Source organism: Luteimonas chenhongjianii, assembly GCF_002327105.1.
Classification (GTDB): domain Bacteria; phylum Pseudomonadota; class Gammaproteobacteria; order Xanthomonadales; family Xanthomonadaceae; genus Luteimonas; species Luteimonas chenhongjianii.
Window position 1 is genome coordinate 2,105,946 of the sequence record NZ_CP023406.1, and the last position, 23,567, is coordinate 2,129,512.

26 protein-coding genes are annotated in these 23,567 nt (G+C 70.1%); all 26 read right to left on the minus strand.

What is annotated here, in order from left to right; genetic code table 11:
* Positions 1-3: 3 nt before the first annotated feature.
* Positions 4-768, minus strand: a complete 765-nt coding sequence (locus CNR27_RS09610; protein ID WP_096298294.1) for an RNA polymerase sigma factor FliA — start codon at positions 766-768, stop codon at positions 4-6.
* Positions 765-1,622 (minus strand): P-loop NTPase, encoded by an 858-nt coding sequence (locus CNR27_RS09615; RefSeq protein ID WP_179948166.1) that lies wholly within the window; start codon positions 1,620-1,622, stop codon positions 765-767. The genes CNR27_RS09610 and CNR27_RS09615 overlap by 4 nt, the downstream gene beginning before the upstream one ends.
* Positions 1,609-3,147, minus strand: coding sequence for a flagellar biosynthesis GTPase FlhF (gene flhF, locus CNR27_RS09620; RefSeq protein ID WP_096298298.1), 1,539 nt, complete (start codon positions 3,145-3,147; stop codon positions 1,609-1,611). Before flhF ends, CNR27_RS09615 begins: the two co-directional genes overlap by 14 nt.
* A 154-nt stretch (positions 3,148-3,301) precedes the next feature.
* Entirely contained in the window at positions 3,302-5,374 is a 2,073-nt protein-coding gene (gene flhA, locus CNR27_RS09625) for a flagellar biosynthesis protein FlhA (RefSeq protein ID WP_096300506.1), read from the minus strand.
* An 8-nt stretch (positions 5,375-5,382) separates the two neighbouring features.
* Positions 5,383-6,519, minus strand: coding sequence for a flagellar biosynthesis protein FlhB (gene flhB / locus CNR27_RS09630; protein ID WP_096298300.1), 1,137 nt, complete (start codon positions 6,517-6,519; stop codon positions 5,383-5,385).
* Between the two features lie 113 nt (positions 6,520-6,632).
* Positions 6,633-7,433: a flagellar biosynthetic protein FliR gene (gene fliR, locus CNR27_RS09635; RefSeq protein ID WP_096298302.1), complete on the minus strand. Its 801-nt coding sequence runs from the start codon at positions 7,431-7,433 to the stop codon at positions 6,633-6,635.
* A 25-nt stretch (positions 7,434-7,458) separates the two neighbouring features.
* A complete protein-coding gene (locus CNR27_RS09640; protein ID WP_096298304.1) occupies positions 7,459-7,728 on the minus strand; it encodes a flagellar biosynthetic protein FliQ in 270 nt (89 codons plus the stop codon).
* 10 nt (positions 7,729-7,738) lie between these two features.
* Entirely contained in the window at positions 7,739-8,509 is a 771-nt protein-coding gene (gene fliP, locus CNR27_RS09645) for a flagellar type III secretion system pore protein FliP (RefSeq protein ID WP_096298306.1), read from the minus strand.
* A 1-nt stretch (position 8,510) separates the two neighbouring features.
* The gene (gene fliO / locus CNR27_RS09650; protein WP_096300508.1) at positions 8,511-8,906 is read right to left on the minus strand and encodes a flagellar biosynthetic protein FliO; all 396 of its coding nucleotides are present in this window, start codon (positions 8,904-8,906) and stop codon (positions 8,511-8,513) included.
* 239 nt (positions 8,907-9,145) lie between these two features.
* Entirely contained in the window at positions 9,146-9,496 is a 351-nt protein-coding gene (gene fliN / locus CNR27_RS09655; RefSeq protein ID WP_096298308.1) for a flagellar motor switch protein FliN, read from the minus strand.
* Entirely contained in the window at positions 9,493-10,500 is a 1,008-nt protein-coding gene (fliM, locus tag CNR27_RS09660) for a flagellar motor switch protein FliM (protein WP_096298310.1), read from the minus strand. Before fliM ends, fliN begins: the two co-directional genes overlap by 4 nt.
* A gap of 10 nt (positions 10,501-10,510) precedes the next feature.
* Entirely contained in the window at positions 10,511-10,981 is a 471-nt protein-coding gene (locus CNR27_RS09665) for a flagellar basal body-associated FliL family protein (protein ID WP_245815587.1), read from the minus strand.
* 252 nt (positions 10,982-11,233) lie between these two features.
* Positions 11,234-12,025: a flagellar hook-length control protein FliK gene (locus CNR27_RS09670; RefSeq protein WP_222843093.1), complete on the minus strand. Its 792-nt coding sequence runs from the start codon at positions 12,023-12,025 to the stop codon at positions 11,234-11,236.
* A gap of 218 nt (positions 12,026-12,243) precedes the next feature.
* Complete coding sequence (gene fliJ, locus CNR27_RS09675; RefSeq protein WP_096298312.1) at positions 12,244-12,699, minus strand: flagellar export protein FliJ; 456 nt, start codon at positions 12,697-12,699, stop codon at positions 12,244-12,246.
* Positions 12,696-14,087, minus strand: a complete 1,392-nt coding sequence (locus CNR27_RS09680) for a FliI/YscN family ATPase (RefSeq protein WP_096298314.1) — start codon at positions 14,085-14,087, stop codon at positions 12,696-12,698. Before CNR27_RS09680 ends, fliJ begins: the two co-directional genes overlap by 4 nt.
* Positions 14,084-14,698 carry a FliH/SctL family protein gene (locus CNR27_RS09685; RefSeq protein ID WP_096298316.1) on the minus strand — a complete coding sequence of 205 codons (615 nt, stop codon included), beginning with the start codon at positions 14,696-14,698 and terminating at the stop codon, positions 14,084-14,086. The genes CNR27_RS09680 and CNR27_RS09685 overlap by 4 nt, the downstream gene beginning before the upstream one ends.
* The gene (fliG, locus tag CNR27_RS09690) at positions 14,695-15,684 is read right to left on the minus strand and encodes a flagellar motor switch protein FliG (protein ID WP_096300514.1); all 990 of its coding nucleotides are present in this window, start codon (positions 15,682-15,684) and stop codon (positions 14,695-14,697) included. Before fliG ends, CNR27_RS09685 begins: the two co-directional genes overlap by 4 nt.
* A gap of 10 nt (positions 15,685-15,694) precedes the next feature.
* Entirely contained in the window at positions 15,695-17,392 is a 1,698-nt protein-coding gene (gene fliF / locus CNR27_RS09695) for a flagellar basal-body MS-ring/collar protein FliF (protein ID WP_096298318.1), read from the minus strand.
* Between the two features lie 29 nt (positions 17,393-17,421).
* A complete protein-coding gene (fliE, locus tag CNR27_RS09700; RefSeq protein ID WP_096298320.1) occupies positions 17,422-17,808 on the minus strand; it encodes a flagellar hook-basal body complex protein FliE in 387 nt (128 codons plus the stop codon).
* A 292-nt stretch (positions 17,809-18,100) separates the two neighbouring features.
* Complete coding sequence (locus CNR27_RS09705; protein WP_096298322.1) at positions 18,101-19,561, minus strand: sigma-54 dependent transcriptional regulator; 1,461 nt, start codon at positions 19,559-19,561, stop codon at positions 18,101-18,103.
* Complete coding sequence (locus CNR27_RS09710) at positions 19,558-19,953, minus strand: response regulator (RefSeq protein WP_096298324.1); 396 nt, start codon at positions 19,951-19,953, stop codon at positions 19,558-19,560. Before CNR27_RS09710 ends, CNR27_RS09705 begins: the two co-directional genes overlap by 4 nt.
* Positions 19,954-19,962: 9 nt before the next feature.
* Positions 19,963-21,369 (minus strand): RNA polymerase factor sigma-54, encoded by a 1,407-nt coding sequence (gene rpoN, locus CNR27_RS09715; RefSeq protein WP_096298326.1) that lies wholly within the window; start codon positions 21,367-21,369, stop codon positions 19,963-19,965.
* 178 nt (positions 21,370-21,547) lie between these two features.
* Positions 21,548-22,180 (minus strand): response regulator, encoded by a 633-nt coding sequence (locus tag CNR27_RS09720; RefSeq protein WP_096298328.1) that lies wholly within the window; start codon positions 22,178-22,180, stop codon positions 21,548-21,550.
* Between the two features lie 61 nt (positions 22,181-22,241).
* Positions 22,242-22,811 carry a PilZ domain-containing protein gene (locus tag CNR27_RS09725; protein WP_096298330.1) on the minus strand — a complete coding sequence of 190 codons (570 nt, stop codon included), beginning with the start codon at positions 22,809-22,811 and terminating at the stop codon, positions 22,242-22,244.
* Complete coding sequence (locus CNR27_RS09730; RefSeq protein ID WP_157745391.1) at positions 22,808-23,101, minus strand: hypothetical protein; 294 nt, start codon at positions 23,099-23,101, stop codon at positions 22,808-22,810. Before CNR27_RS09730 ends, CNR27_RS09725 begins: the two co-directional genes overlap by 4 nt.
* The gene (gene fliS, locus CNR27_RS09735) at positions 23,098-23,517 is read right to left on the minus strand and encodes a flagellar export chaperone FliS (RefSeq protein ID WP_096298334.1); all 420 of its coding nucleotides are present in this window, start codon (positions 23,515-23,517) and stop codon (positions 23,098-23,100) included. The genes CNR27_RS09730 and fliS overlap by 4 nt, the downstream gene beginning before the upstream one ends.
* Positions 23,518-23,567: the final 50 nt, after the last annotated feature.

Here is a 23,567-nt window from a genome sequence, read left to right on the forward strand (position 1 = left end):
ACATCAGTCGTCGGCACCGTATCCGGTGTCGGCGAGTTGGAAGGCGGTGAGACGGCCACGCAGCCGCAGCATCGCCTGGCCATGGATCTGGCAGACGCGCGACTCGCTGACGCCGAGGACGGCGCCGATCTCTTTCAGGTTGAGTTCCTGCTCGTAGTACAGCGACAGCACCAGCTGCTCGCGTTCGGGCAGGTGTCCGATCGCGGTCATCAGCTCGCGGCCGAACTCGTCGCGCACCAGATTCTCCTGGGGCGTGGGACCGCCGCCGCGATTCGCGGGCTCGACCTCGCCGTGGTCCTCGATGTGCGAGTCCAGGCTCAGGACCTGGCCGCGGGCCGCATCCTCGAGCAGGCGCTGGTAGTCGTCGAGCGGCATTTCGAGCTTGGCCGCGACCTCCTGCGCACTCGCCGGTCGGCCGGTGCTCTGCTCGATCTGGCGGATCGCCGAAGCGGCTTCGCGGGCCCGCCGGTGTACCGAACGCGGTACCCAGTCGCCGCGGCGGATCTCGTCGATCATCGAGCCGCGGATGCGGATCGAGGCATAGGTCTCGAAGGACGCGCCCTGTTCGGCGTCGTAGCTGCGCGAGGCTTCCAGCAGGCCGATCATGCCGGCCTGCACGAGGTCGTCGATCTCCACGCTGGAAGGCAGTCGCGCGGCGAGATGGTGGGCGATGCGGCGCACCAGTTCGGCGTGCTGGACAAGCGGATCGACCTCTGCGGCTACGCTGCGTTGCACCGCCTGGTAGTGCTGGCGCGCGGCAAGGCTCATGCGACAGCCCCCTGGCGCAGCATGCGCTCGACGAAGAACTCGACATGGCCGCGCGGCGCGGTGGGTGCCTGCCAGCGCGAGATGCGCTGGGCGATCTCCGCCAGTGCCCGCGCCGACGGACTGCCCGGGTAAGCGGCGACCACGGCCTGCTGGCGCTGCACGGCCATGCGCAGCCAGTCGCACTGCGGAACCGCGCCGAGATAGTTCAGCGACACGTCGCCGATGAAGCGCTCGCAGACGCGCGACAGCTTGTCATGCAGGTTGCGGCCCTCCTGCGGACTGCGGACCATGTTGGCGACGACCTGCACGCGATCCACGCCGCGCTCGCGCGCCAGCACCTTGATCAGTGCATACGCATCGGTGATCGAGGCGGGCTCGTCGCAGACGACGACCAGGGCGTCCTGCGCGGCCTGGCAGAAGGTGAGCACCGAATCGGTGATGCCGGCGGCGGTATCGACCACCAAAAGGTCGAGATCGCGCTGCAGGTCGTTGAAGACATTGACCAGGCCGGCGTGTTCGGCCGGGCGCAGCTCGGCCATGTGGCGTCGGCCGGACGCGGCCGGTACGACCAGCACCCCGTTCGGGCCTTCAAGGATGATCTCGTCGAGTTCGCAGCGACCCGCGACCAGGTCGGCCAGCGTGTGCTTTGGCGAAAGCCCGAGCAGCACGTCGACGTTGGCCAGGCCCAGATCGGCGTCCAGCAGCAGGGTGCGCTGGCCCATGCCCGACAGCGCCACGGCCAGATTCGCCGACACGTTGGTCTTGCCCACGCCGCCCTTGCCGCCGGTGACGGCGAGGGTGCGGACGGGCTTGAAGGGCGGGGACGACATCGGCAGCAGCTCAGGCGACGGCATGGGTGTGTTCCGGGGCAATCGGCTTATCGGCATCTCGGCGCAGATCTTCAAGGCGGAGGACCAGATGGGCCGCGTTGGCCCGGTGCAGGTCGTCGGGAATGCGCTGGCCGTCGGTCACCCAGGTCAGCGGCAACTGGTGATCGACGGCAACCGACAGGGCACTGCCGAGGCGACCGGTCTCGTCGAGCTTGGTGAGCACCACGCCCTGCGGGCGCACGCTGTCGAAGCGGCGCACCACCTCGTCGAGGTCGGCGAAATGCGTATTGGCGGGCAGCACCAGCAGGGTGCGCACGTTGCGCGCGGCGCGCAGCCAGTTGAGCTGGCCGGCCAGGGTGCGGTCGCGCTGGCTCAGGCCCGCGGTGTCGACCAGCACCAGCCGGTAGTCCTGCAGTTTCTGCAGCAGCGTGACCAGCCCGGTCTCGCTGTCGGCCTCGTGCACGGCGATGCCGAGCTGGCGGCCGTAGCTGTGCAGCTGCTCGCGGCCGCCGATGCGCGAGGTGTCGGTGGTCACCAGGGCGATGTCGCGCGGCTGGTGCTGGGCGGCGTAGAGCGCCGCGAGCTTGGCGATGGTCGTGGTCTTGCCCGCACCGGTGGGGCCGACCAGGGCGATCACGCCCGCTTCGGTCAGCGGATCCACCGGGCAGATCGGCAGGCGCTTGGACAGCAGCGCCAGCATCAGCCCACGTACGCGCGCGGCCGGTGTATCGGCCGGGATCTGCAGGACGGTGTCGCGGGTGATGCCGGCGTCGAAGCCGTAATCGTCCATCAGTTCCATTGCCTGGGCGCGCGCCGGCGAACCGCGCAGCCGCTCGTCGGTGAGCCGCGCCATTTCGCGCTCGATCATCATGCGCATCTGCGCCAGCTCATCGCGCATCTGCGCCAGTTCCCCGTCGCTGGACGGTACCGGCAGGGGTGCAACCGCCGTCAGCGCTGCACGTGCGGGGGCTGGCGACGGAATCCTGTCGTCTTCGTCCGCCGGTGCGTGAACGGGCGGTGGTGGTGGCGTCGGCAGGCGCGGCGCGAGCGCATGTGCCGGTGTCCCGTCGCGATGGCCGGCGGCCAGCAGCTCGGCGAAGGTCGGGCCGTCGAGGTCGAAGCGGGCCGGCTCTGCAGGTACAGCGAACGCCGCCGGCACCGGGGCCGATGCTGCCGGCGGCGGCGCTGGCGGCTGCATCGTCGTTTTCATTTCCGCGGGGGGCGCGGCGCTTGTCTGCGCGGCAGGCGGGGCACCGGGCGCCGCGAGGTCGCGCAGCCAGCGTTCGGACGGCGCCAGGGCCGGCTCGGCATCGCGTGCGCCGGGGCTGGCCTGTGCGGCCGCAGGCGCTGGCGTAGCGACCGCCGGCGCCTCTCGCTGCGCCTCCGCGATCGCGCGCACATAGCCTTCGTCGTAGTTGCTGGCCGCGACGATCTCGACGCCTTCGTCGGTACGCCGGTTGGACAGGATCACGGCATCGGGCCCATGGGCCTGCCGCACCATCTGCAGGGCGCTGCGCATGTCTTCGGCGACGAAACGGCGGATTTTCATGGGCGTGGGTTCGGCATGTTGGCGTCGGGATTCGGAACCGCGGCGGCTGTCGCCACCCGCGTTCCGCATGTCTTCGTGCTCGATGTCATCGCTTTGTCTCCGCAGTCGCTGGATCCGCTTTCACCGATCCCGGTTCCGGTACGCCGCACCCGGCTCAATTGATCGTGCCCAGCAATTTCAGGCGCTTGTCTTCAGGGACTTCGTTGTAGGACAGCACCGAAAGGCCGGGCACGCTGTGGCGGACCAGGCGCGCCAGTGCGGCGCGCACCTGGCCGGGCACCAGCACCACCGCCGGCTCGTTCCTGGCTTCCTGCTGCCCGGCGCACGTGGCCAGGCTCTGCTGCAGGCGTTCCGCCAGGCCCGGTTCCAGTGCCGCGCCGCCGCCCTGCGCGGAGTCCTGCAAGACGCGTTCCAGATTCGGCGCCAGCGTGTAGACCGGCAGCTCCTCCGAGGGGCCGGCGATCTCCTGGACGATGAAGCGGCCCAGCGCGGTACGCACCACCGCGGTGAGCTGGCCCGGATCCTGGGTATGCGCGGCATGTTCGACCAGGGCTTCGGCGATGCGACGCAGCTGGCGCACCGGGATGCGCTCGATCAGCAGGTTCTGCAGTACGCGCACCACGACCGCCAGCGGCAGGGCCTTGGGCGTGAGGTCCTCGGCGAGCTTGGGCGCGGCGCGGGCGAGGGTGGCCAGCAGTTGCTGCACTTCCTCGTGGCCCAGCAGTTCCGGCGCCTGCTCGCGCACCAGGTGCGACAGATGGGTCGCGACCACCGTGGCCGGGTCGACCACGGTGTAGCCCGCGGCCTCGGCATTCGCCCGCTGCACGGGCAGGATCCACAGCGCGTCCAGGCCGAAGGCCGGGTCCTTGCCCGGAATGCCGTCGATGGGGTGCAGGGCGCCGCCCGGATCCAGCGCCAGCAGCCGGTCGGGGTGGATCTCGGCAGTCGCCACCGGCACGCCGTGGACCAGCAGGCGGTAGGCGGTGGGCGCGAGCTCCAGGTTGTCGCGGATGTGCACTGGCGGGATCAGGAAGCCCACGTCCTGGGTGAGCTTGCGGCGCACGGCCTTGATCCGCGCCATCAGTTCGCCGCCCTGGGCTTTGTCGACGAGCGGAATCAGCCGGTAGCCGACTTCCAGGCCCAGCGGATCGACCGGGCGCAGGTCGTCCCAGCCGAGCTCGGCGTTGGCGACCTGTTCGGGCGAAGGCAGCGCCGCGACCTCGGGGTCGACGCCGGCGCGTTCGGCCTCGAGGGCGCGCTTGCGCATCACCCAGGCGCCGTAGCCAACCACCGCCGCCAGGCTGAGGAAGGCGAGGTTGGGCATGCCCGGCACCAGTCCCACCAGCAGCAGGATGCTGGCGGCGATCGTCAGCGCCTTGTGCTGGCCGAGCACCTGGCCGCTCATCGCGACGCCCATGTCCTGCTTGCGCGAGGCGCGGGTGACCAGCAGGGCCACGGCGGACGACACCAGCAGCGCGGGAATCTGCGAAACCAGGCCATCGCCGATCGACAGCAGGGTGTAGATCTTCGCTGCCTCGCCGACCGGCAGGCCATGCTGCATCACGCCGATCGCCAGGCCGCCGATGATCGTGACGAACAGGATCAGGATGCCGGCGATCGCGTCGCCGCGGATGAACTTGTTGGCGCCGTCCATCGCGCCGTAGAAATCGGCTTCCTGCCGCACTTCCTCGCGCCGGGCCTTGGCCTCGTCGCGGGTCAGCAGTCCGGCATTGAGGTCGGCGTCGATCGCCATCTGCTTGCCGGGCATCGCGTCGAGAATGAAGCGTGCGGTGACTTCCGACACGCGCCCCGCGCCCTTGGTGATCACCACGAAGTTGATGATGGTCAGGATCGCGAACGCGACGATGCCGACCGCGAAGTTCCCACCGACCACGAATTCGCCGAAGGACTCGATGACCTTGCCGGCCGCGCCCGGACCTTCCTGGCCCTTGAGCAGGATCACGCGCGTGGACGCCACATTGAGCGCCAGGCGCAGCATCGTGGTGATCAACAGCACGATGGGAAAGATGCTGAAGTCGAGCGGGCGCTGGACGTAGATCACCGCCAGCAGCACCACCAGCGACATCGCGATGTTGAAGCTGAAAAGGACGTCCAGGATCATCGGCGGCAGCGGCACCACCACCATCGCCAGCAGCGCCAGTACCAGCATCGGTGCACCGAGACCGTTGCGCAGCATCTCGAAGACGCGGCGCGGGCCCGGGGTCATCACCGCGCTCACGCGCCGGCTCCGCCGGTGTCACCCTCGACCACACCCAGATCCGCCAGCTGCGGCTGCGGCGTGCCCGCCCGCCAGTCGCGCAACTGGTAGACGTAGGACAGCACCTGGGCGACGGCTGCGTAGAGTTTCACGGGGATTTCCTGACCGATCTCCGCCTCCCGATACAAGACGCGTGCCAGTGGCGGCGCCTCGACCAGGGCGACCCGGTGTTGCCTGCCCACCTCGCGGATGCGCAGCGCCATTTCGTCGATGCCCTTGGCCACCACGCGCGGCGCGCGCATTGCACCGCCCTCGTACTTGAGCGCCACGGCGTAGTGGGTGGGATTGACCACGATCACGTCGGCGGTCGGGATGTCCTCCATCATCCGGCGCTGCGACATCTCGTGCTGAAGCTGGCGGATGCGGCCCTTGACCTCCGGTCGGCCCTCGCTTTCCTTCATTTCCTCGCGCAGTTCCTGGCGCGTCATCATCAGCTTCCGGCGCCAGTTCCACTTCTGGTAGGGCGCGTCGGCAAGGGCCAGCAGCAGCAGCGCCGCCGCGGTCGCCATCAGCATCCAGAGGGCGAACGTCAGCCCGCCAGCCGCGGCCCGTTCCAGCGGTTCATGCAGCATCGCGCGCAACCGCGGCATCGCCGGCCACAGGAACAGCGTCGCGGCGCCACCGACCAGCAGCACGCGCAGCAGCGACTTCAGCAGTTCCGCCAGACCTTCCGGGCCGTAGATGCGCTTGAGTCCGGCCAGCGGATCGAGCTTCTTGAGATCCGGCACCAGCCCCTTGGTCGCGAAATTGAAACCGCCCATGACCGCGGGCGCGACGAAGCAGGCCGCCAGGGTGGCGATGATCAAGGGCGCCAGGATCAACAGCAGGCCCAGCAGCAGTTCGCCGAAGTGGCCGAACAGGTGCTGGGGGTTATCGAGCAGGCCGAGGTCGGGGCTCATGGCGCCGCGCATCCAGTCCTTTGCCCGCGCCGTGACGCCGCCGCCCATCGCCAGCAGCGACGCCACGCCCGCGCCGAACACCGCCACGGTGGCCAGCTCGCGCGAACGCGGCACATCGCCCTTCTCGCGGGCGTCGCGCAGCCGTTTCTCGCTGGGAAGTTCGGTCTTCTCCTGACCGTTTTCGTTCTCGGCCATGGGCCTGCATGCGCGGGGAGTCGACGTTGCCTTTGCAAGCGCCGTGCCCGCAGGCCGTCGCCGCTATGAAGACAGCGCGCCTGCACGCGCCCGGGCGGCGGTCGCCCGTCAGCTCACGGGCCGCCGAGCGGCACGCGCCCTGCGGCGTCGAAGGCGCTGTCGAAGAGGCGTTGCACCGGCGGGCCCAGTTCGCCGGCCAGCATCGCGAGCAGGAACAGGCCGATCAGCACCGAGATCGGCAGGCCCAGCTGGATCGGATTGAGCGCGGGCGCGGCGCGCGCGAGCACACCGAAAGCCAGGTTCACCGCCAGCAGTGCCACCATCACCGGCAGCGCCAGGGTCACGCCGCCGCGCAGCACCAGGGCGAAGAACTCCGGCGCGATGCGCAGGGTGGCCTGCACGTCGGGCAGCGCGGTGCCGATGGGCAGCGCCTCGTAGCTGTGCACGAGCATGGCCACCACCGCCAGATGGCCGTTGGCGGCGAAAAACAGCAGGCCGAAGGCCAGGTAGAACCACTGGCTCACAACGCCCGACTGCACGCCGCGCAGCGGATCGCTCATCTGTGCGAACGACAGGCCCGAGCCCTGGGAAATCAATTCGCCGGCCAGCGCACCGGCCTCGAAGACCAGCCGCAGCATGAAGCCCATTACCGCACCGACCGCCAGTTCGCGGGCGATCGACAGCACCGTTGCGGCGTCGAAGCCGGTCCACGGCGGCGGCGTCGGCAACAGCGGCGCCAGCGCCAGGCTCAGCACCAGCGCGGCCATCACGCGCAGCCGAGCGGGCAGGGCGCGCGTACCGATCAGCGGCATCGCCATCAGCAGCGCGCCGACACGCAGCGCGGTCCACAGCAGGGTGCCGATCATGCCGAAGGCCTGCTGGCCATCGATCGCCATCTGGGTGGCGGAATCCATCAGCGGGTGCCCCGGTGCATCGGCGCTATCCGATCAGGTGCGGGATGCTGCGGAACAGCGTGATGGTGTAGTCCACCAGATAGCCGAGCAGCAGCGCGCCCAGTGCGAACAGCGCGGCGGTCAACGCGGCGGCCTTGGCGACGAACGCGATCGTCGGCTCGTTGATCTGGGTGGCGGCCTGCACGACGCCGACGATCACGCCGACCACGAGAACCGTGGCCAGCAGTGGGCCACCGACCCACAGCGCCACCTCGAGGCCGCGGCGAAGCTCGGTGAGCGCGAGTTCGGGAGACATGCGCGCGCCTTCAGTTGAAACTGGCGGCGAGCGTGCCGACCGTCAGCACCCAGCCGTCGACCAGCACGAACAGCAGGATCTTGAACGGCGCGGACACCAGCATCGGCGAGAGCATCATCATGCCCATCGACATCAGCACGCTGGCCACGACCAGGTCGATGATGATGAAGGGAATGAAGATCAGGAAGCCGATCTCGAACGCGGTCTTGAGTTCGCTGGTCACGAACGAGGCCACCAGGACCTGGAACGGCACGTCGTTCGGACCGGCGTAGGTGCTGTGCCCGGCGAGGCCGGCGAAGGTCATCAGGTCGGTCTCGCGCACCTGCGCCAGCATGAAGCCACGCAGTGGGGCGGTGCCGAGATCCCAGGCGGTGCGGAAATCGATGCGACCGTCGAGATACGGTGCGAAACCGTTGGCCCAGGCCGCTTCCCAGACCGGTGTCATGACCAGCGCGGTCAGGAACAGCGCCAGCCCGACCAGCACCTGGTTGGACGGCGTCTGGCCGGTGCCCATCGCCTGCCGCAGCAAAGCCAGCACCACGATGATCCGGGTGAACGCGGTCAGCACCAGCAGCATCGACGGGATCAGCGTGATCGCCGTCATCAGCAGCAGGGTCTGCAGCGGCAGGCTGACAGGCGCGTTGCCGATCTGGCCGACGGTCACGTCTGGCAGGGTGGGGAGCTGCGGGGCGCCGGCGGCGGCCGTGGCACACAGCGGCAACAGCAGGCCGAGAACGAGCGTGACCAGCGCGATCCAGCGCGGTCGGGTGCGGCGGGGCATGTCAGGTGTCCTTGCGCAGGCGCTGCGCGAGCATTTGCTTGAAATCCGGGAGGTTCTTCATCGTCGGCAGCTGCGCCGGCGGCGCCTCGGGCAACGGCTGCGGCAGCACGTGCAGGGTGCGCACACCGCCGGCGCCGATGCCCAGCAGCAGCTGCTGCCCACCGACCTGCACCACCGCCGCGCGCTCTTTCGTGCCCAGCGGAATGCTGGCGACGATGCGCAGCCCGTCCGCCTGGCGGAAACCGCCGCCCGGCAAGCGCTTGAGCAGCCAGGCCAGACCGACGATCAGCCCCAGCACCAGCAACAGCGCAAGCAGCCCACCACCCAGTCCCGGGCCCTGCGGCGCATGCGCGCCGATGACGATCGGCTCTGGCGCCGGGATGACGCTGGCGGTCATGGCGACGGGGACGGCCGGCGCGGTGGTCGACGCGACCACCATCGAAAAATCGACACCGGGATCGGCCGCCTCAACGATCGCATCGTCAGTTCCGCCTTCGCCTTCGGCTCGCGCCGCGGCGTCGTCCGCGCGGTCGGAAGTCGGAACGTTGACCGCGGCCGGTTCGAGGCCGATCTCGGCGGCGATGGTCGGCTGGGCCGTGCCTGGAGCCGGTGTCGTCGCCGGGGCAGGCGATGGCGTCACCGCAGTCTCCGGATCCGCTCGCTGGGGCTGACCACGTCGGTCAGGCGCACGCCGAAGCGGTCGTTGATCACCACCACCTCGCCATGCGCGACCAGCGTACCGTTGACGTAGACATCAAGCGGCTCGCCGGCGCCACGCTCGAGCTCGATCACCGAGCCGCGGTTGAGCTGCAACAGGTTGCGGATCGGCATGCGCGTGCGGCCGACTTCCAGCGACAGCGCCACCGGCACGTCGAGGATCACGTCGAGGTTGAGGTCGGTACCGTCCATCACGCCGTCGGCGTGCAGGTCATCGAACTTGGCGGGCGCGGCGGCGTCCTGCGGGAAGGTGTGGTCCTGGGTGCTCATGCGGACAGATCCTGGGGTTCGGTACGGCGCGCGGGCATGGCGCCCGGCGGATGGGTCTCGGTGATCTTCACCACGTTGTAGCCACCGGCGGTGCCGAAGCGGCCGGTGAACACGGGGATGCCTTCGACGCAGACCGGCACTTCCGCCGGCAGGTCGATCGGCAGGATGTCGCCCACCTTCAGGCGGGTCAGCTGGCGCAGGTCGATGCTGCGTTTGGCGAGCACGCTCGACACGGCGACTTCGGAAGTCATCAGCTGCTCGCGCATCGAGATGTTCCAGGTCTCGTCCCGGTCGACGCGGTCGCTCTGGATGCCGGCGTCGAGCAGTTCGCGGATCGGCTCGAGCATCGAGTAGGGCAGGGTGATGTGGATCTCGCCGCCACCGCCTTCGAGCTCGACGTGGAAGCGGCTGACCACCACGTACTCGCGCGGCGTGACGATGTTTGCGAAGTGCGGGTTGATCTCGGAGTTGATGTACTCGCATTCCACGTCCAGCACCGGCGCCCAGGCCTCGGCCATGTCGGTGAAGGTCTGCTTGAGCATCAGCTGGATCACGCGCATCTCGGTGGGCGTGAACTCGCGGCCCTCGATGCGCGTGGGATAGCGGCCGTCGCCGCCGAAGAAGTTGTCGACCACCGCGAATACCAGCTTGGGTTCGAACACCACCAGGCCGGTGCCGCGCAGCGGCTTGAACTTGATCAGGTTGAGGTTGGTCGGCACGTACAGCTGGTGCAGGTAGTCGCCGAACTTGACCAGTTCGATGCCGCGCACCGACAGGTCGGCCGAACGCCGGATCAGGTTGAACAGGCCGATGCGCCACAGGCGCACGAAGCGCTCGTTGACCATCTCCAGCGTCGGCATGCGGCCGCGGATGATGCGGTCCTGGCTGGCGAAGTCGTAGGTACGCGCAACGCCCGGGTCCGGCGCCGGCTCGGTGTCCACCGCGCCCGAGTCCACGCCATGCAGCAGCGCGTCGATCTCGTCCTGGGAAAGCAGGTCGTTCATCGCCCCGGGCTCACTGGGTCACGAAGCTGGTGAACAGAAGGGCTTCGGCCGACGGCTTGCCGGTTTCCTCGGTCATCAGCGCCTGGACCTCCGCCAGTGCCTGCGCCTGCAGCGCTTCCTTGCCGGCGCGCGTGGCGACGCCCGCGTGGGTCTGCTGCGCGAACAGCATCAGCAGGCGCGCCCGCAGGGCCGGCTCGTGCTTCTGCAGCTCGGCGACCGCCAGCGGGTCACGCGTGACCAGCTGTACTTCCACCTGCAGGTAGCGTGGTCCCATCGGCGTGTCTTCGAGGTTGACCACGAAGGCCGGCGCCATCGGCAGGTACTGGGCCGGGGCGGGCAGGGTGGTCACCGGCTCGGCCTTGCGGTTGAACAGAGACCACCCCGCGCCGGCCGCGCCACTCATGACGACGAGGCCGAGGACGATCAGGATCAGGCGGCGCTTGGAGGACGGAGCAGGGCGTGCGGATGTGACGGCGGCCAAGGTGCTGTACCGGTTGGGGATCACCGTGTCGGATGCAAAGGGCGTGCCGGAACGGTGGCGGAAACCCGTCGCTGCGCTGCAGAGCCCGCGGGGGACGCTCGAACCTGTCCGCGGCGGGGATCGACGCGGTCGCCGCGCAGGGCGACGGGTTTCCGTCGGCACGGTGTGGTGCTTTTCCTGGAAGCTGCGTGTGGCGCCGATATGAGCGCGACAGCGGAGGGATGGCCGCGCGCTGATGTCCGTCGGCGGGGCTCAGGCGTAGGCGTCGAGCAGGCCCAGGCTGCGCCGCTGTGGGGCTGCCGGCGTCGCCTCCGCGGGCCCGGTGCCGGATCCGTCTCCGGGGTTCGCGGCAGTCGAGGTCGCGCCGCCCCTCGCATCGCTGCCGCCGGCGCCCACGCCGGCATGGGCCAGCTGGAAACCGTGCTCGCCGAGCAGGTCACGCAGGCGCGGCAGGCCGTGCTCCAGCGCCTGGCGGGTTTCGGCATTGGCGCTGACGAAATCGGCGCGGATCCGGTCGCCGTCGAGATGCAGGCGCACCTCCACTGGCCCCAGGTCGTTCGGAGTCACGCGGATGCGCGCCTCGCTGAGCTTCTGGCTGGCCATCCATTCGATCTGGGCGCCGAACCGGGCGTCGAAGTCGTCCGCGCCCACTTCCGGCGTCGGCAGCGGCGCCGCCAGCAGCGGTGGTGGTTCGCGCAGCGCAACCGGCGCCGGAAGCGTGAAGGCGACCGGCGCGGGCTCGCCGCCTTCCGCCATGGCGGAAGGCTCGGGCAGCAGCCCGGTCGCGGTGACGGCGGCGTCGTCGATGGGCTGCGCCGGGAGCATGGGGGCCACGGTCGCGGGCATGGCGGCGGTCACGGCACTGGCGCCGGCCGGCGGCCCGCCGGCCAGCAGGGGCGGCATCGTTTGGGCGCCGCCGGACGCCACGGGTTCGGCCTCGTCGGCAAACCCGAGCAGCCCGGCGAGGCCGACCGGTGGCCAGCCGGGCGCGGGCGGTTGGATGTCGACGGCCACCGGCACGGCCACGCCGGACGCCGCGGGCATGGACGCTCCCGCGTCCGGCTCGGCCGCGTCGGGCGATGACGCCTCGGACTCGGTCCCGGTGGTGTCGGAAGGTGCCGACGGCGCGGCGTCGGTGGCCTGACGCCGCTGCAGGGCCCGGGCAAAGGCGTCGGGCTGATCGCCGCCACGCGCCGTGGAGGCTGCGCCACCGCGCGGAACCGGGGTGGGCGGCCCGGCCGGCGCGGAGGTGGCCGCGACGCTCAAGCGTCGGCTCCGTCGGCAGCGGCAAGCTGGGCAATCCGCACGCGGCGCGCACCGAGATCGTCGAGCTCGCGCTGCGACCGGCGTTCGTCGACCTGGCGCTCCTGCGCGCGATAGCTCGCGGCCAGCTGCTCCAGTACCTGTTTGTCGCGACTGGCCAGCAGCAGGCGGCCGCGTTCGATCTCGACGGTTTCGCGGCTGTTGTCGACGTTGCGCGACTGCTGGTCGACCGCCGATTGCAGCCGGTCGAGGAAGGCACGGCGGTTGGCCAGTTGCGCGGGGCTGGTGGCGGCCAGCTGGCTCTGGCCGTACTCGTCCGCGTAGCGGCGCAGTTCGTGCAGCTGCGCCTCGTGCTGGGCCAGCACGCGCTGGCGCTCGGCCAGCAGGCGTGCCGCCGCGTCCTGGGTTTCCTGGGCGCGGTCGAGCAGGGGATCGATGCGGCGGGACTGCTTCATGCGGCGGCTTCCTCGGGATGCAGCAGGCGCTCGAGCGCCTCGCGGCTGTGGTTCAGATCGGCGGCGTGGGCGATGTCCTGGCCGAGGAACTCGACGATCTCGGGCCAGCGGGCCAAGGCCTCGTCGACCGCAGGATCGGCGCCGCGCTGGTAGGCGCCGATCGCGATCAGGTCGCGGTTGGCGGTATAGGCCGAGACCAGCCGCTTGAGCGCGCGGATGCGCTCGCGCCAGGTGTCGTCGGCGATCTCGGTGACCACGCGGCTGACCGAGGATTCGACGTCGATCGCCGGGTACAGGCCGCCATCGGCGATCCGGCGCGACAGCAGGATGTGGCCGTCGAGAATCGCGCGAGCGGCGTCGGCGATCGGATCCTGCGGATCGTCGCCCTCGGTGAGCACGGTGTAGAACGCGGTGATCGAGCCGCGTCCGGCGGCGCCGTTGCCGGCGCGCTCGACCAGCGCCGGGAGTTTGGCGAACACCGAGGGCGGATAGCCGCGGGTAGTCGGCGGCTCGCCGACCGACAGACCGATCTCGCGCTGCGCCTGGGCAAAGCGGGTGAGCGAATCCATCAGCAGCAGCACATTGAGCCCCTGGTCGCGGAACCATTCGGCGATCGCGGTGGCGCGATAGGCGCCATGCAGACGGGCCAGTGGCGGGCGGTCGGCGGGCGCGGCGACCACGACCGCTCGGCGCAGGCCTTCCTCGCCGAGCGTGCTCTCGACGAAATCGCGCACTTCGCGGCCGCGCTCGCCGATCAGGCCCACGACGATGACGTCGGCGGCGGTGAAGCGGGTCATCATGCCCAGCAGGGTCGACTTGCCGACGCCCGAGCCCGCGAAGAGGCCCACGCGCTGGCCGCGGCCGATCGGCAGCAGCGCGTTGATCGCGCGCACGCCGACATCGAGCGGCTGGGTGATGGGCTCGCGCGCGAGCGGATTGATCGATACGCCGGCCATGCCGACCGTGCCCTCGGCACGGATCGGGCCCTTGCCGTCGAGCGGCACGCCGTCGGAATCGATCACCCGGCCGAGCAGGCCCTCGCCGATCTCGACCCCGCCGCGCCGGTGCAGGGGCACCACGCGTGCATTCGGCAGCAGGCCGTGCAGTTCCGCGCTGGGCATCAGTGAAGTGCGGTCGCCGGCGAAACCGACGACCTCGGCTTCGACCCAGCCGCCATCGACCTCCACCTTGCAGGTGGCACCCATCGGCGATTCGCAGCCGACCGCCTCGAGGGTCAGCCCGATCGCGCGGCGCAGGATGCCCTCGCGCACCAGGCCTCGCCCGGCGGCGGGATCCGGGCCGGTCGCATCCAGGCGCGTGACCAGGCGCAGGTTGCGCGCGGTCAACCAGTCGGCCGGGTCGGCGATGGGCAGTTCCGGCGTGGTCATGCGCGTGCCCCGGCACGGCGCAGCACCGTGTCGAGCGCGCCGCGCAGGCGGGCATCGAGGCTGCCGTCGATGCGTACGGTTTCGGCGTGCACGCGCAGGTCGCCGCGGGCCAGCGCGGGATCGGCCACCAGCCGCGTCGCAGGGGCCAGGGTCAGCACCGGGGCGAGCGCGGCGATGTCATCGGGATGCAGGCGCACCTCGACCTCGCGCGCCGCGCCGCCCGCGGCGTCGACCGCCTCGCCGACGAGCCCGGCCAGCAGTTCCGGATCGGCCTGGTAGGCGCGTCCCACCAGCCCGCCGGCGATGCGTACGGCAAGCTCGCCGAGCGCTGCCACGACTTCGGTTTCCAGCCGCGCCAGCGGGCGCGAGAAATTGTCGAGGATGCCTTCGATCTGCGCGCTCAGCCGGCGCATCTCGCCCTGCGCCTGCGCCAGTCCCTCGGCGCGGCCCAGGGCCAGGCCCTCGGCATGGCCTTCGCGCTGGGCATCGTCGCGGATCTGCTGGATCTCCTCCAGCGACGGCGGGTGCGGGATCTGCTCGGGCGTTTCCTCGCGGGCGACCGGTTGCGGGTCTTCCAGCGGTGGCGCGTACCAGCGCACTGCGTTGCTCATACCAGTTCCTCGGCGGTGCCGCCGCCCAGGGCGATCGTGCCCTCATCGGCCAGCCGGCGAACCAGGGTCAGGATCTCCTTCTGCGCGGCCTCCACGTCGGACAGGCGCACGGGGCCGCGGGCGTCCATGTCTTCGAGCAGGATTTCGGCTGCGCGCTGCGACATGTTGCGAGTGATCTTGTCGCGCACCTTGGGATCGGCGCCGCGCAGTGCGATGCCCAGGCGCTCGCCCGACACCTCGCGCAGCACCGCCTGCAGCTCGCGGTCGTCGAGTTCGATCAGGTCGTCGAATACGAACATCAGGTCCTGGATGCGCTGGCCCAGCACTTCGTCCACCTTGCGGATGGCGCCGAGCAGACTCTGGTCCTGACCGGTGTCCATGAAGTTGAGGATGTTGGCCGCGACCTTGATGCCGCCCACGGCCGAGGATTTGAGGTTCTGGTTGCCGGCGAACTGGCGCTCCATGATCTCGTTGAGTTCGTTGAGCGCGTTTGGCGGAATGCCGTCGAGCGTGGCGATGCGCAGCAGCACGTCGGCGCGGGTGCGCTCTGGCAGCAGCTTCAGCGCATCGGCCGCCTGGTCGGCGTCCAGATGCGAAAGCACGATGGCGATGATCTGCGGGTGCTCGTGGCGCACCAGGTCGGCGATCGCCCGCGGGTCCATCCACTTGAGCGTATCGAGCCCGGTGGTGTTGCGGCCGAGCAGGATGCGATCGATCAGGCTGCTGGCCTTGTCGGCGCCCAGCGCCGAGACGAGCACCGCGCGGATGTAGTCGTCGGCGCCGACGCCGAGCGAAGTCTGCCGGTCGAGCGCGGAGGCGAAATCGTCCATTACGGTGCCGACCTGTTCGCGGCTCACCGCGCCCATCGTCGCCATGGCCAGGCCCAGCTTCTGCACTTCCTTGGCGTCCATGTGCTTGAGCACCTCGGCCGCGTCCACTTCGCCGAGCGAGAGCAGCAGCACGGCCGCGCGTTGTACGCCGCTCAGGGCGTTGAGGTCATGCGGCCGCTTCATCGTCCAACCATCCCTTGACCACCTGTGCCACGCGCTTGGAATCCGTCTTCACCGCCTCGCGCGCGGTGCGCAGGCGGTCCTCGTAAGCGTCCGACGGCAGCGCGATCTGCGCGCGACCGTCGGCGAGCGCGTCGATCTGTACCGTGTCACTGGCCAGCGCCGGCAGCGGCTCGTCGAGCAGGGTGACCTCGGCCGTCACCGGCGTCTTCGGCGCTGGCGGCTTGGAAGGGCCGGCGATCTGGCGCACTGCCGGGCGCACAACGCCGAACACCAGCGCCAGCACCACCAGCGCGCCGAGCGCGAGCCGGGCGATGTCGCGCAGCATCGGGTTCTGCCACCACGGCGGCGCGTCGAAGCCTTCGGATTGTTCGCGCACGAACGGCGCGTTCATCACCGATACCGTGTCGCCACGCGCTTCGTCGAAGCCGACCGCCTGGCGCACCAGCGCCTCGATGCGCTGCAGTTCGGCGGCCGTCAGCGGCTGCGTCGAGGTCGCGCCATCGGCGCCGGTGCGCGGCACGTGGTCGACCAGCACCGCGGCGCTGACCCGGCGGATGCGGCCGGGCGGCTGGCGGGTGTGGCTGAGCGTGCGGTCGAGCTCGTAGTTGCGGGTGGAGCTGCGCGACGAGTCGCCGGCGCCCGCGCCGTTACCCGTAGCGGCGGCGACCTGGGCATTCAACGGCGCCGGATTGATCGCGGTGTCGGGCAGGTTCGGGGTGGCGCCGGGAATGCCCTGCGCGCCGGTTTCGCGGCTGGCGGACTCGCTCAGCTGCTCGCTGCGCAGCTTCGGCGGGTCGGCGTTGTAGAGCTCCCGCGCCTCTTCGATGGCGGAGAAGTCCATGTCCACCGTGACTTCGGCATTGACCCGGCCGGCGCCGGCCATCGGCTCGAGCAGCTCGCGGATGCGCTGGTTGAAGGAAGTCTCCTGGCGACGCACCTGCTCGAACTGGATCGCGCTCATGGCGGCCGCCGGATCCTGGGCATCGTTGCTCAGCAGGCGACCGTTCTGGTCGACGACGGTGACCCGGTCGGGCGAGAGGTCGGGGATGCTGGACGCGACGAGATGCACGATCGCATCCACCTGGCCGCGTTCGAGCGTCGCGCCACCACGGAGCTCCAGCACGACCGAGGCGCTGGCGACCTCGCGCTGGCGGGTGAACGCCGACGGCTTGGGGATCGCCAGGTGCACACGCGCGTCGCGGACCGGGCGCAGTGCGGCGATGGTCCGCACCAGTTCGGTCTCCAGCGCATGCTGGTAACGCGCCGTCTCGACGAACTGGCTGACGCCGAAGCCCGGATCGCGCTCCATCATTTCGAAGCCGATGCGGCCCGACTCGCCCAGACCCGAGCCGGCGAGCTTCAGGCGTGCGTCGTGGAGATTGGCCTCCGGCACGGAGATCGCGCCGGAGGCCTGGTCCATCTTGAACGGGATCTGCGCCGCGCGCAGCAGATCGGTGGCTTCCGCGGTGGCCTTGGCGTCGAGCCCGGCGTAGAGCGGCACGAAGCCGGGCTTCTGCGCCCAGAAAAACACGATCAGCCCGACCGCGATGGCGGCGGCCAGCAGCGCCATCTTCGCCAGGCGGCCGGCGAGCTGCATCTTCTCCAGACGATCGAGCACATCGACCGCCTTGCGACTCGCCGCATCGGTGTTGAGGGCTTCCTTGGACAGCGTGATCGCCATGGTCTTCGCTTATTCCGTTCCGGGCCGCATCACAGCGGCATGTTCATGACGTCCTGGTACGCCTGCACCAGTCGATTACGCACTTCCACCGTGGCCCGGAAGGCCACCTGCGACTGCTGCGCAGCCACCATCACCTTGGCCAGGTCCGCGCCGGGTTCGCCGAGCTCGAACGCGCGCACCAGTTCGCCCGAACGCTGCTGGGCGCCATTGACCCCCTCGAGCGCGTTGCGCAGCGTCGCCCCGAAGCTCGGCGCCGCAACACCAGTCGTCCCACCGACCCCCTGCATCCCGCCGACGCCGCCCTGGACGGCGATCGCATCGCTGCGCTGCACGTCGCCCGCCATCGGCCGCGCCTGGGACACCTGGCCCTGGTAACTGCGGATCTGGGAGAGGATCGAATTGACGGAATGGCTCATGCGGGACGTCCGGGGACGGAAACCTGTCTGCATCGATGCAAGACGTGTGCCGCAGCGCGCACCCGGGCGCGCGGAGCGCGGAGGTTTGGTCGCAGCGCTCGATCCGGCAGGCGCGGAACCGCGCGGCCACGCCGGTGAAGCCGCCCACGCGACGGTGGCGAGGGCGTGGCCCGCGTGCCTCCCCGCACGCCTTGCGGCGTCGTCGGCAGGGGGCGTGCGCGGCTATTGGTGCTTGGGCGCGGGATGCAGCACTGTCGGTAGCCTGCGGAGCCCGCGTCGGGCGAGCGAGCGGTCAGTTCGTGAGATCGCGTTCGATGCCGTACTTGCGCAGCTTCTCGGCCAGCGTGGTCCGGCGCAGGCCCAGCAGCTGGGCGGCGTGGGCGACGACGCCGTCGCTGCGTTCCAGTGCCTCGCGGATCAGGCCCAGCTCGATCCGGGCCATGTGGTCGCGCAGGTCCATGCCATCTTCGGGCAGCTGTGCGCCATCGTCGCTTACCGTCGTCGCGGGTGGCGCCGCTGCGGTGGCGGGCGCCGCCGCGGCGGGAGCGGCCTGCGACGTCGGCATCTCGTCAGCGAACGTGATCGTCTGCGCCAGCAGGTGCTCGCGATAGCGCAGCGGCAGATCCTGCACGCGCACCAGGCCGCCGGGATTGAGCACGGCGAGGCGCTCGACCAGGTTGCTCAGCTCGCGCACATTGCCCGGCCAGCCATAGCCGGCCAGCGCGTCGAGGGTCTCGGCCGCGAACCGCACCTCCCCGCGCCCGTTGCGTGCGAGCTGGGCGGCGATCGTACGGACCAGGTCGGGCAGGTCGTCGCGGCGTTCGCGCAGCGACGGCATGTCGATGGGGAACACGTTGAGCCGGTAGAACAGGTCCTCGCGGAACTGGCCGTCGCTGATGCGTGTTTCGAGGTTGCGATGGGTCGCGGCGATCACGCGCACGTCGCACTTGATGCTCTGGTTGCCCCCGACGCGCTCGAAACAGCGCTCCTGCAGCACCCGCAGCAGCTTGACCTGCATCGGCAGGCTCATGTCGCCGATCTCGTCGAGCAGCAGGGTGCCGCCCTCGGCCATCTCGAAGCGCCCCTTGCGCGCCGACAGCGCGCCGGTGAACGCCCCCTTCTCATGGCCGAACAATTCGCTTTCCAGAAGCTCGGCCGGAATCGCCCCGCAGTTGATCGCGACGAAGGGACCGTCGCGGCGGGCGGATCTCTGGTGGATTGCCCGTGCGGCCACTTCCTTGCCCGAACCGGATTCGCCGAGCACCAACACCGTGGTGTCGAACGGCGCCACCTGGTCGATCATCCGGCGCAGCGCCTGCACCGCGGCGCTGTTGCCGGTGGGGCCGACGCCGGGATCGGCATTGGCCTGCGCCTCGGCGTCGAGGCGCTTGAGGCTGGCCATGCGCAGCAGGTTCTCGAGCTGGGCATGGCGCAGTGGTGCATCCAGGGCCCAGACGCCAGCCTCGTGCAGGCCATGGGCGGCCGCGAACGGCGCCGGCTCGCCGTCGAGCAGCAGCACCGGCGGCGGCAGCGCATCCTTGCCGAGCCAGGCGAAGAACGTCCGCGCGGCCGGCGCATCGTCGAGCGTGCCCACCAGCACGGCCATCCAGTCGCCGGGCCGGTTGCGCGCGGCGGAGACCTCGCCGGGTTCGGACACCCAGCGCGGCCGCAGGTCCATGAATTCGAGCAGTGTGCACAGACGCTCGGCACGCGCGTCGTCGCTGTCGATCACCAGGATGCGCGGGTCGCTCACGAAACGTCTCCGTCACGCGCGCTATCGGCGTGCAGGGTTTCGAGGATCTGCATGACGTCCTGGATGTAGGACAGCTTGCTGACGAAGTTGTCGGCGCCGGCGCGGGTCGCGTGTTCGCGATGTTCGGCATCGTCGAAATGGCTGGCGATGACGATGTAGGGCGGGGCGTCCTGCGCCTTGATCAGACGCGTGGCCTGCAGCCCGCCCATCTCCGGCATGGCCAGATCCATCAGCACCACGTCCGGGCGCAGGGCTTCGGACTGGGCAATGGCCTCCAGCCCGTTGGCCGCGGTCCCCACGACCTTCAGCCAGTCCACCTTGCGGAAATGCCGCTGCGCGGCGTTGATGAAGCCTTCGTGGTCGTCGACCAGGAGCACGTGGATAGTCTGCATGTCGCGTCCTCAGCCCGCGCGGGCGAGCAGGGTGGGGCGGGCGCCGCGGCGGCGCGTGCGCGCCGGAGCGATGTCGAGCTGTTCGCGGTACTTGGCCACGGTGCGGCGTGCGATGTGCACGCCCTGCCTGGCCAGCAGCGCGGCGATGGCCTCGTCGGCCAGCGGATTCTGCGCCGGTTCCGCCTCGATCAGCCGGCGCACCATCGCCCTGACCGCGGCGCCCGAGACGCTGGCGCCATCGAGGCGCACGGCGAAGAAGCGCTTCATCTCGATCGTCCCGCGCGGTGTCTGCAGGAACTTGCCATTGGTGATGCGCGAAACCGTGGACTCGTGCATGCCGATCGCATCGGCGACGTCCTTGAGCGTGAGCGGCGCCATCGATTCCTCACCGCGCTCCAGGAACGCGGCCTGCCGCTCGACGATGACCCTGGCGGTGCGCAGCAGGGTGTCGTAGCGCATCGCCAGGCCGCGCGTGAACCAGCGCGCCTCCTGCAGCATCTCGCGCATCGGCGCGCTGCCTTCGCCATCGGCCAGTGCACGCTCATAGCCGGCATTGATCGACACCCGCGGCGCGGCGGCTGGATTGAGCGCGACCCGCCAGCCGGCATCGGCGTGCCAGACCACCACATCCGGCACCACCGCCGTGCTTTCCATCGGCGCACCGGCTTCGGCGGGGCGCGGGTCCAGCGACAGGATCAGGCGTACGGCTTCCTGGATATCCGCTTCGTCGCGTCCCAGCTGACGGGCGACGCCGGCGATGTCGTGCGCGCCCAGCAGCTCGAGCGCCTCGTCGAGGATCCGGCGCGCGAGCCCACGGCCGGCGACGCGGCCAGGCAGGGCGTCGAGCTGGGCGACCAGGCACTCGCGCAGATTCCGCGCGGCCACGCCGGCGGGATCGCCGGACAACAAACGCTGGCGCACGCCCTCGACTTCGGCAGGCGTGCGCCCGAAACGCGTGGCGCCTGCGTCGAGCAGTCCGGCGTGCGGCGCGGCGAGATAGCCGGCGTCGTCGCAATGCTCGAGCCAGAATGCGGCGATCGCGAGGTCGCCCTCGCCGAGCGCCATCGACAGGCGCTGCAGGATGCGCAGATGCGGATCGGTGGAGTCGTCGGCCGCGATGCGCTGCAGGCCGTCCGAGTCGTCGCCGTTCCAGCTCGCCCCGCGCACGTCCCACAGCGAGGATTCGGGCAGTTCGTCGAATGCGGCGACGTCGGACATGCCGTCTGCAGGTTCCGGCACCGGACTTGCAGTGGATTCCTCGTCGAGTTCCAGCAGCGGGTTCTGCTCCAGGGCCCGACGGATCTCCAGTTCGAGCTGCAGGCCGTCGAGCTGGAGCAGCCGGATCGATTGCAGCAGCTGGGGCGTCATCTGCAGCTGTTGGCCCAGCTGCATCGAGGTGGTAGCACTTGCTTTCATCGCGGGTCCGGAGCCTCGTGGCGCTCCCTGCGCCCGTGAAAGCATCGTGAAGGCGATGCGACGGTTCCGGTATCGGGGCGTTTCCCACGGCGGCAGGGGCCAGCCTGAGGGCTGTAGGGGTTTTCCTGACAGCGAGTCCAGCGCGCGGGTGGCGGTTTTCCGGCGCGTGCCGCGCGCCTCAGGCCGGCTCGCGCCCCTGGCGCGCCGCGAACAGCACCAGTTCGTTGGCGCGGCGGCAGCCCAGCACTTCCATCATGCGCGCGCGGTGGGTCTCTACAGTCTTGACGCTGATGCCCAGTTCGACGCCGATCTCCTTGCTGCTGAGTCCGCGGCCGATCATGTCCAGGATCTGTCGCTGCCGATTGGACAGCGCATCGATACCGGCCGACCTGGGGCGGTTGAACAGCGGCGCCATCATCCGCGACGACAGCCGCGGGCTCAGGAACACCTCGCCCGCGACCGCGGTGCGCAGGGCCAGTTCCAGTTCCAGCGGCGCTGCGTCCTTGACCACGAAACCGGCGGCGCCACGTTCGAGCGCGCTGCGCACGTGCTGGGTGTCGTCGTGCATGGACATGATCAGCACGCGAACCGACGGCAGCTCGGCATGGATCGACCCCATCGCTTCGATCCCGCTGCGTCCGGGCAACGAGAGGTCCATCAGCACGATGTCAGGGCGGTGGATCAGCGCGAGCTCCAGCGCCTCCTCGGCGCGACTGGCCTCGGCGCAGACGTCGATGCCGCCGAATCCCTGCAGCAGGCGGGCCAGGCCCGCCCGCACAAGGGTATGGTCGTCCACGATCATCACTCGCAACAACAGCTCTCCTTAGCCTCCCGGGCATGCCCGGACTCCGAAGGATACGCGAGGCAGGCGTTCATCGTCGGCGCTGCTCCGCGACCGCCCGGCGATGCAGGCGGAAGAGGTGACGGTCGAGCGCTTCCACCAGGTCAGGGCGGAGGTCGACGAAGGCCAGCCACATGCGGGTGCCGTGGGCACCTTCTCGACGGGCGATGACTTGGGCAGGCAGTTCGAGGTGATCGGGCAGCCAGTCGGCCGGTTGCAGCCGGACGATCGCACGGCCGCGCTGCGCGAGCCCGACGGTCGGGTCCAGATCGACGCGCAGGCCCGCCCGGGACCAGCGCACCGGTTGCTCGGGCAGGTCGTGGGTCCGCGCCAGACGACCAATGAGCCCGAGGATCAGGTCCAGCTTCGCGTCCATCCGCTGCGCCAGCAGGGGCAGGTCCCCATGCTCCTCGCCGCCATCGTCCTTGCGGAGATCCTCGATGTGCGCGAGCCCCGACAGCAGTGCGATGGCCTGCGCCTGACGGCCGCGGGAGGCAGAAGGCTCGACGGCGACGGGGAGTTCGATGTCGCAGGTCAGCGAGTCGCCGAACAGGTGTGCGTCAGCCTCGTCGACCTGTGCGGGGTCGACATCCGGGCTCACGACGCGTCTCCGGCGTAGGCACGCGACGCGTTCTCGGTGCGACGGGCCAGACGCAATGCTTCGCCGATGACCTGTTGGCGTTCCTGCATCCGCAGCAAGAGGGCGTTCTGCAACTGCAGCAGGCCACGCAGCGCCGCGACAGGTGCGTGGGCGCCGACCTCCGCGATATAGACGTGCAACTGGTCGTGGTATGCGGCCATCTGCTGGCTCGCGTCGTGGACATCGCCATCGAGGGCGATTCCGAGCGCGTCCAGACGCGCGTGGAGCTCCCCGATGTCGGGCATGGTCACGCCGCCGCTCCGGCGGTCATCGGGGGCGCGACGGGCTGGATCGCATGCCATGCGGACTCGATCTCGACCAGCAGGGCCAGCGATTCATGCAGGGCGTTGACATCGCTGTGCAGATTGGCTTCGGTCAGACGCCGGATCAGGTACTCGTACAGCGACGCCAGGTTTCCAGCGATTTGGCCCCCGGCTTCGTGGTCGAGCGAGCCATTGAGATGGCTGACAATCGCGCAGGCCTCGCCGATCGCCTTGCCTTTGCGCAGCTGGTCGCCGTTGGCAATGCAGGCTTCGGCAAGCCGGATGCGCTCGCAGGCGCCCGCCAGCAGCAGGGCGATCAGCTTGTGCGGATCGGCCTCGGCCACGCTTGTGGCAACTGCCATGCGGCGATACTGGTCGGCGTGCTGGCGGCTGGATCCGTACATGAGGTGTTCCTGGAATGACGAGGCCTGGCGGCCGACACTGGGGTATCGGC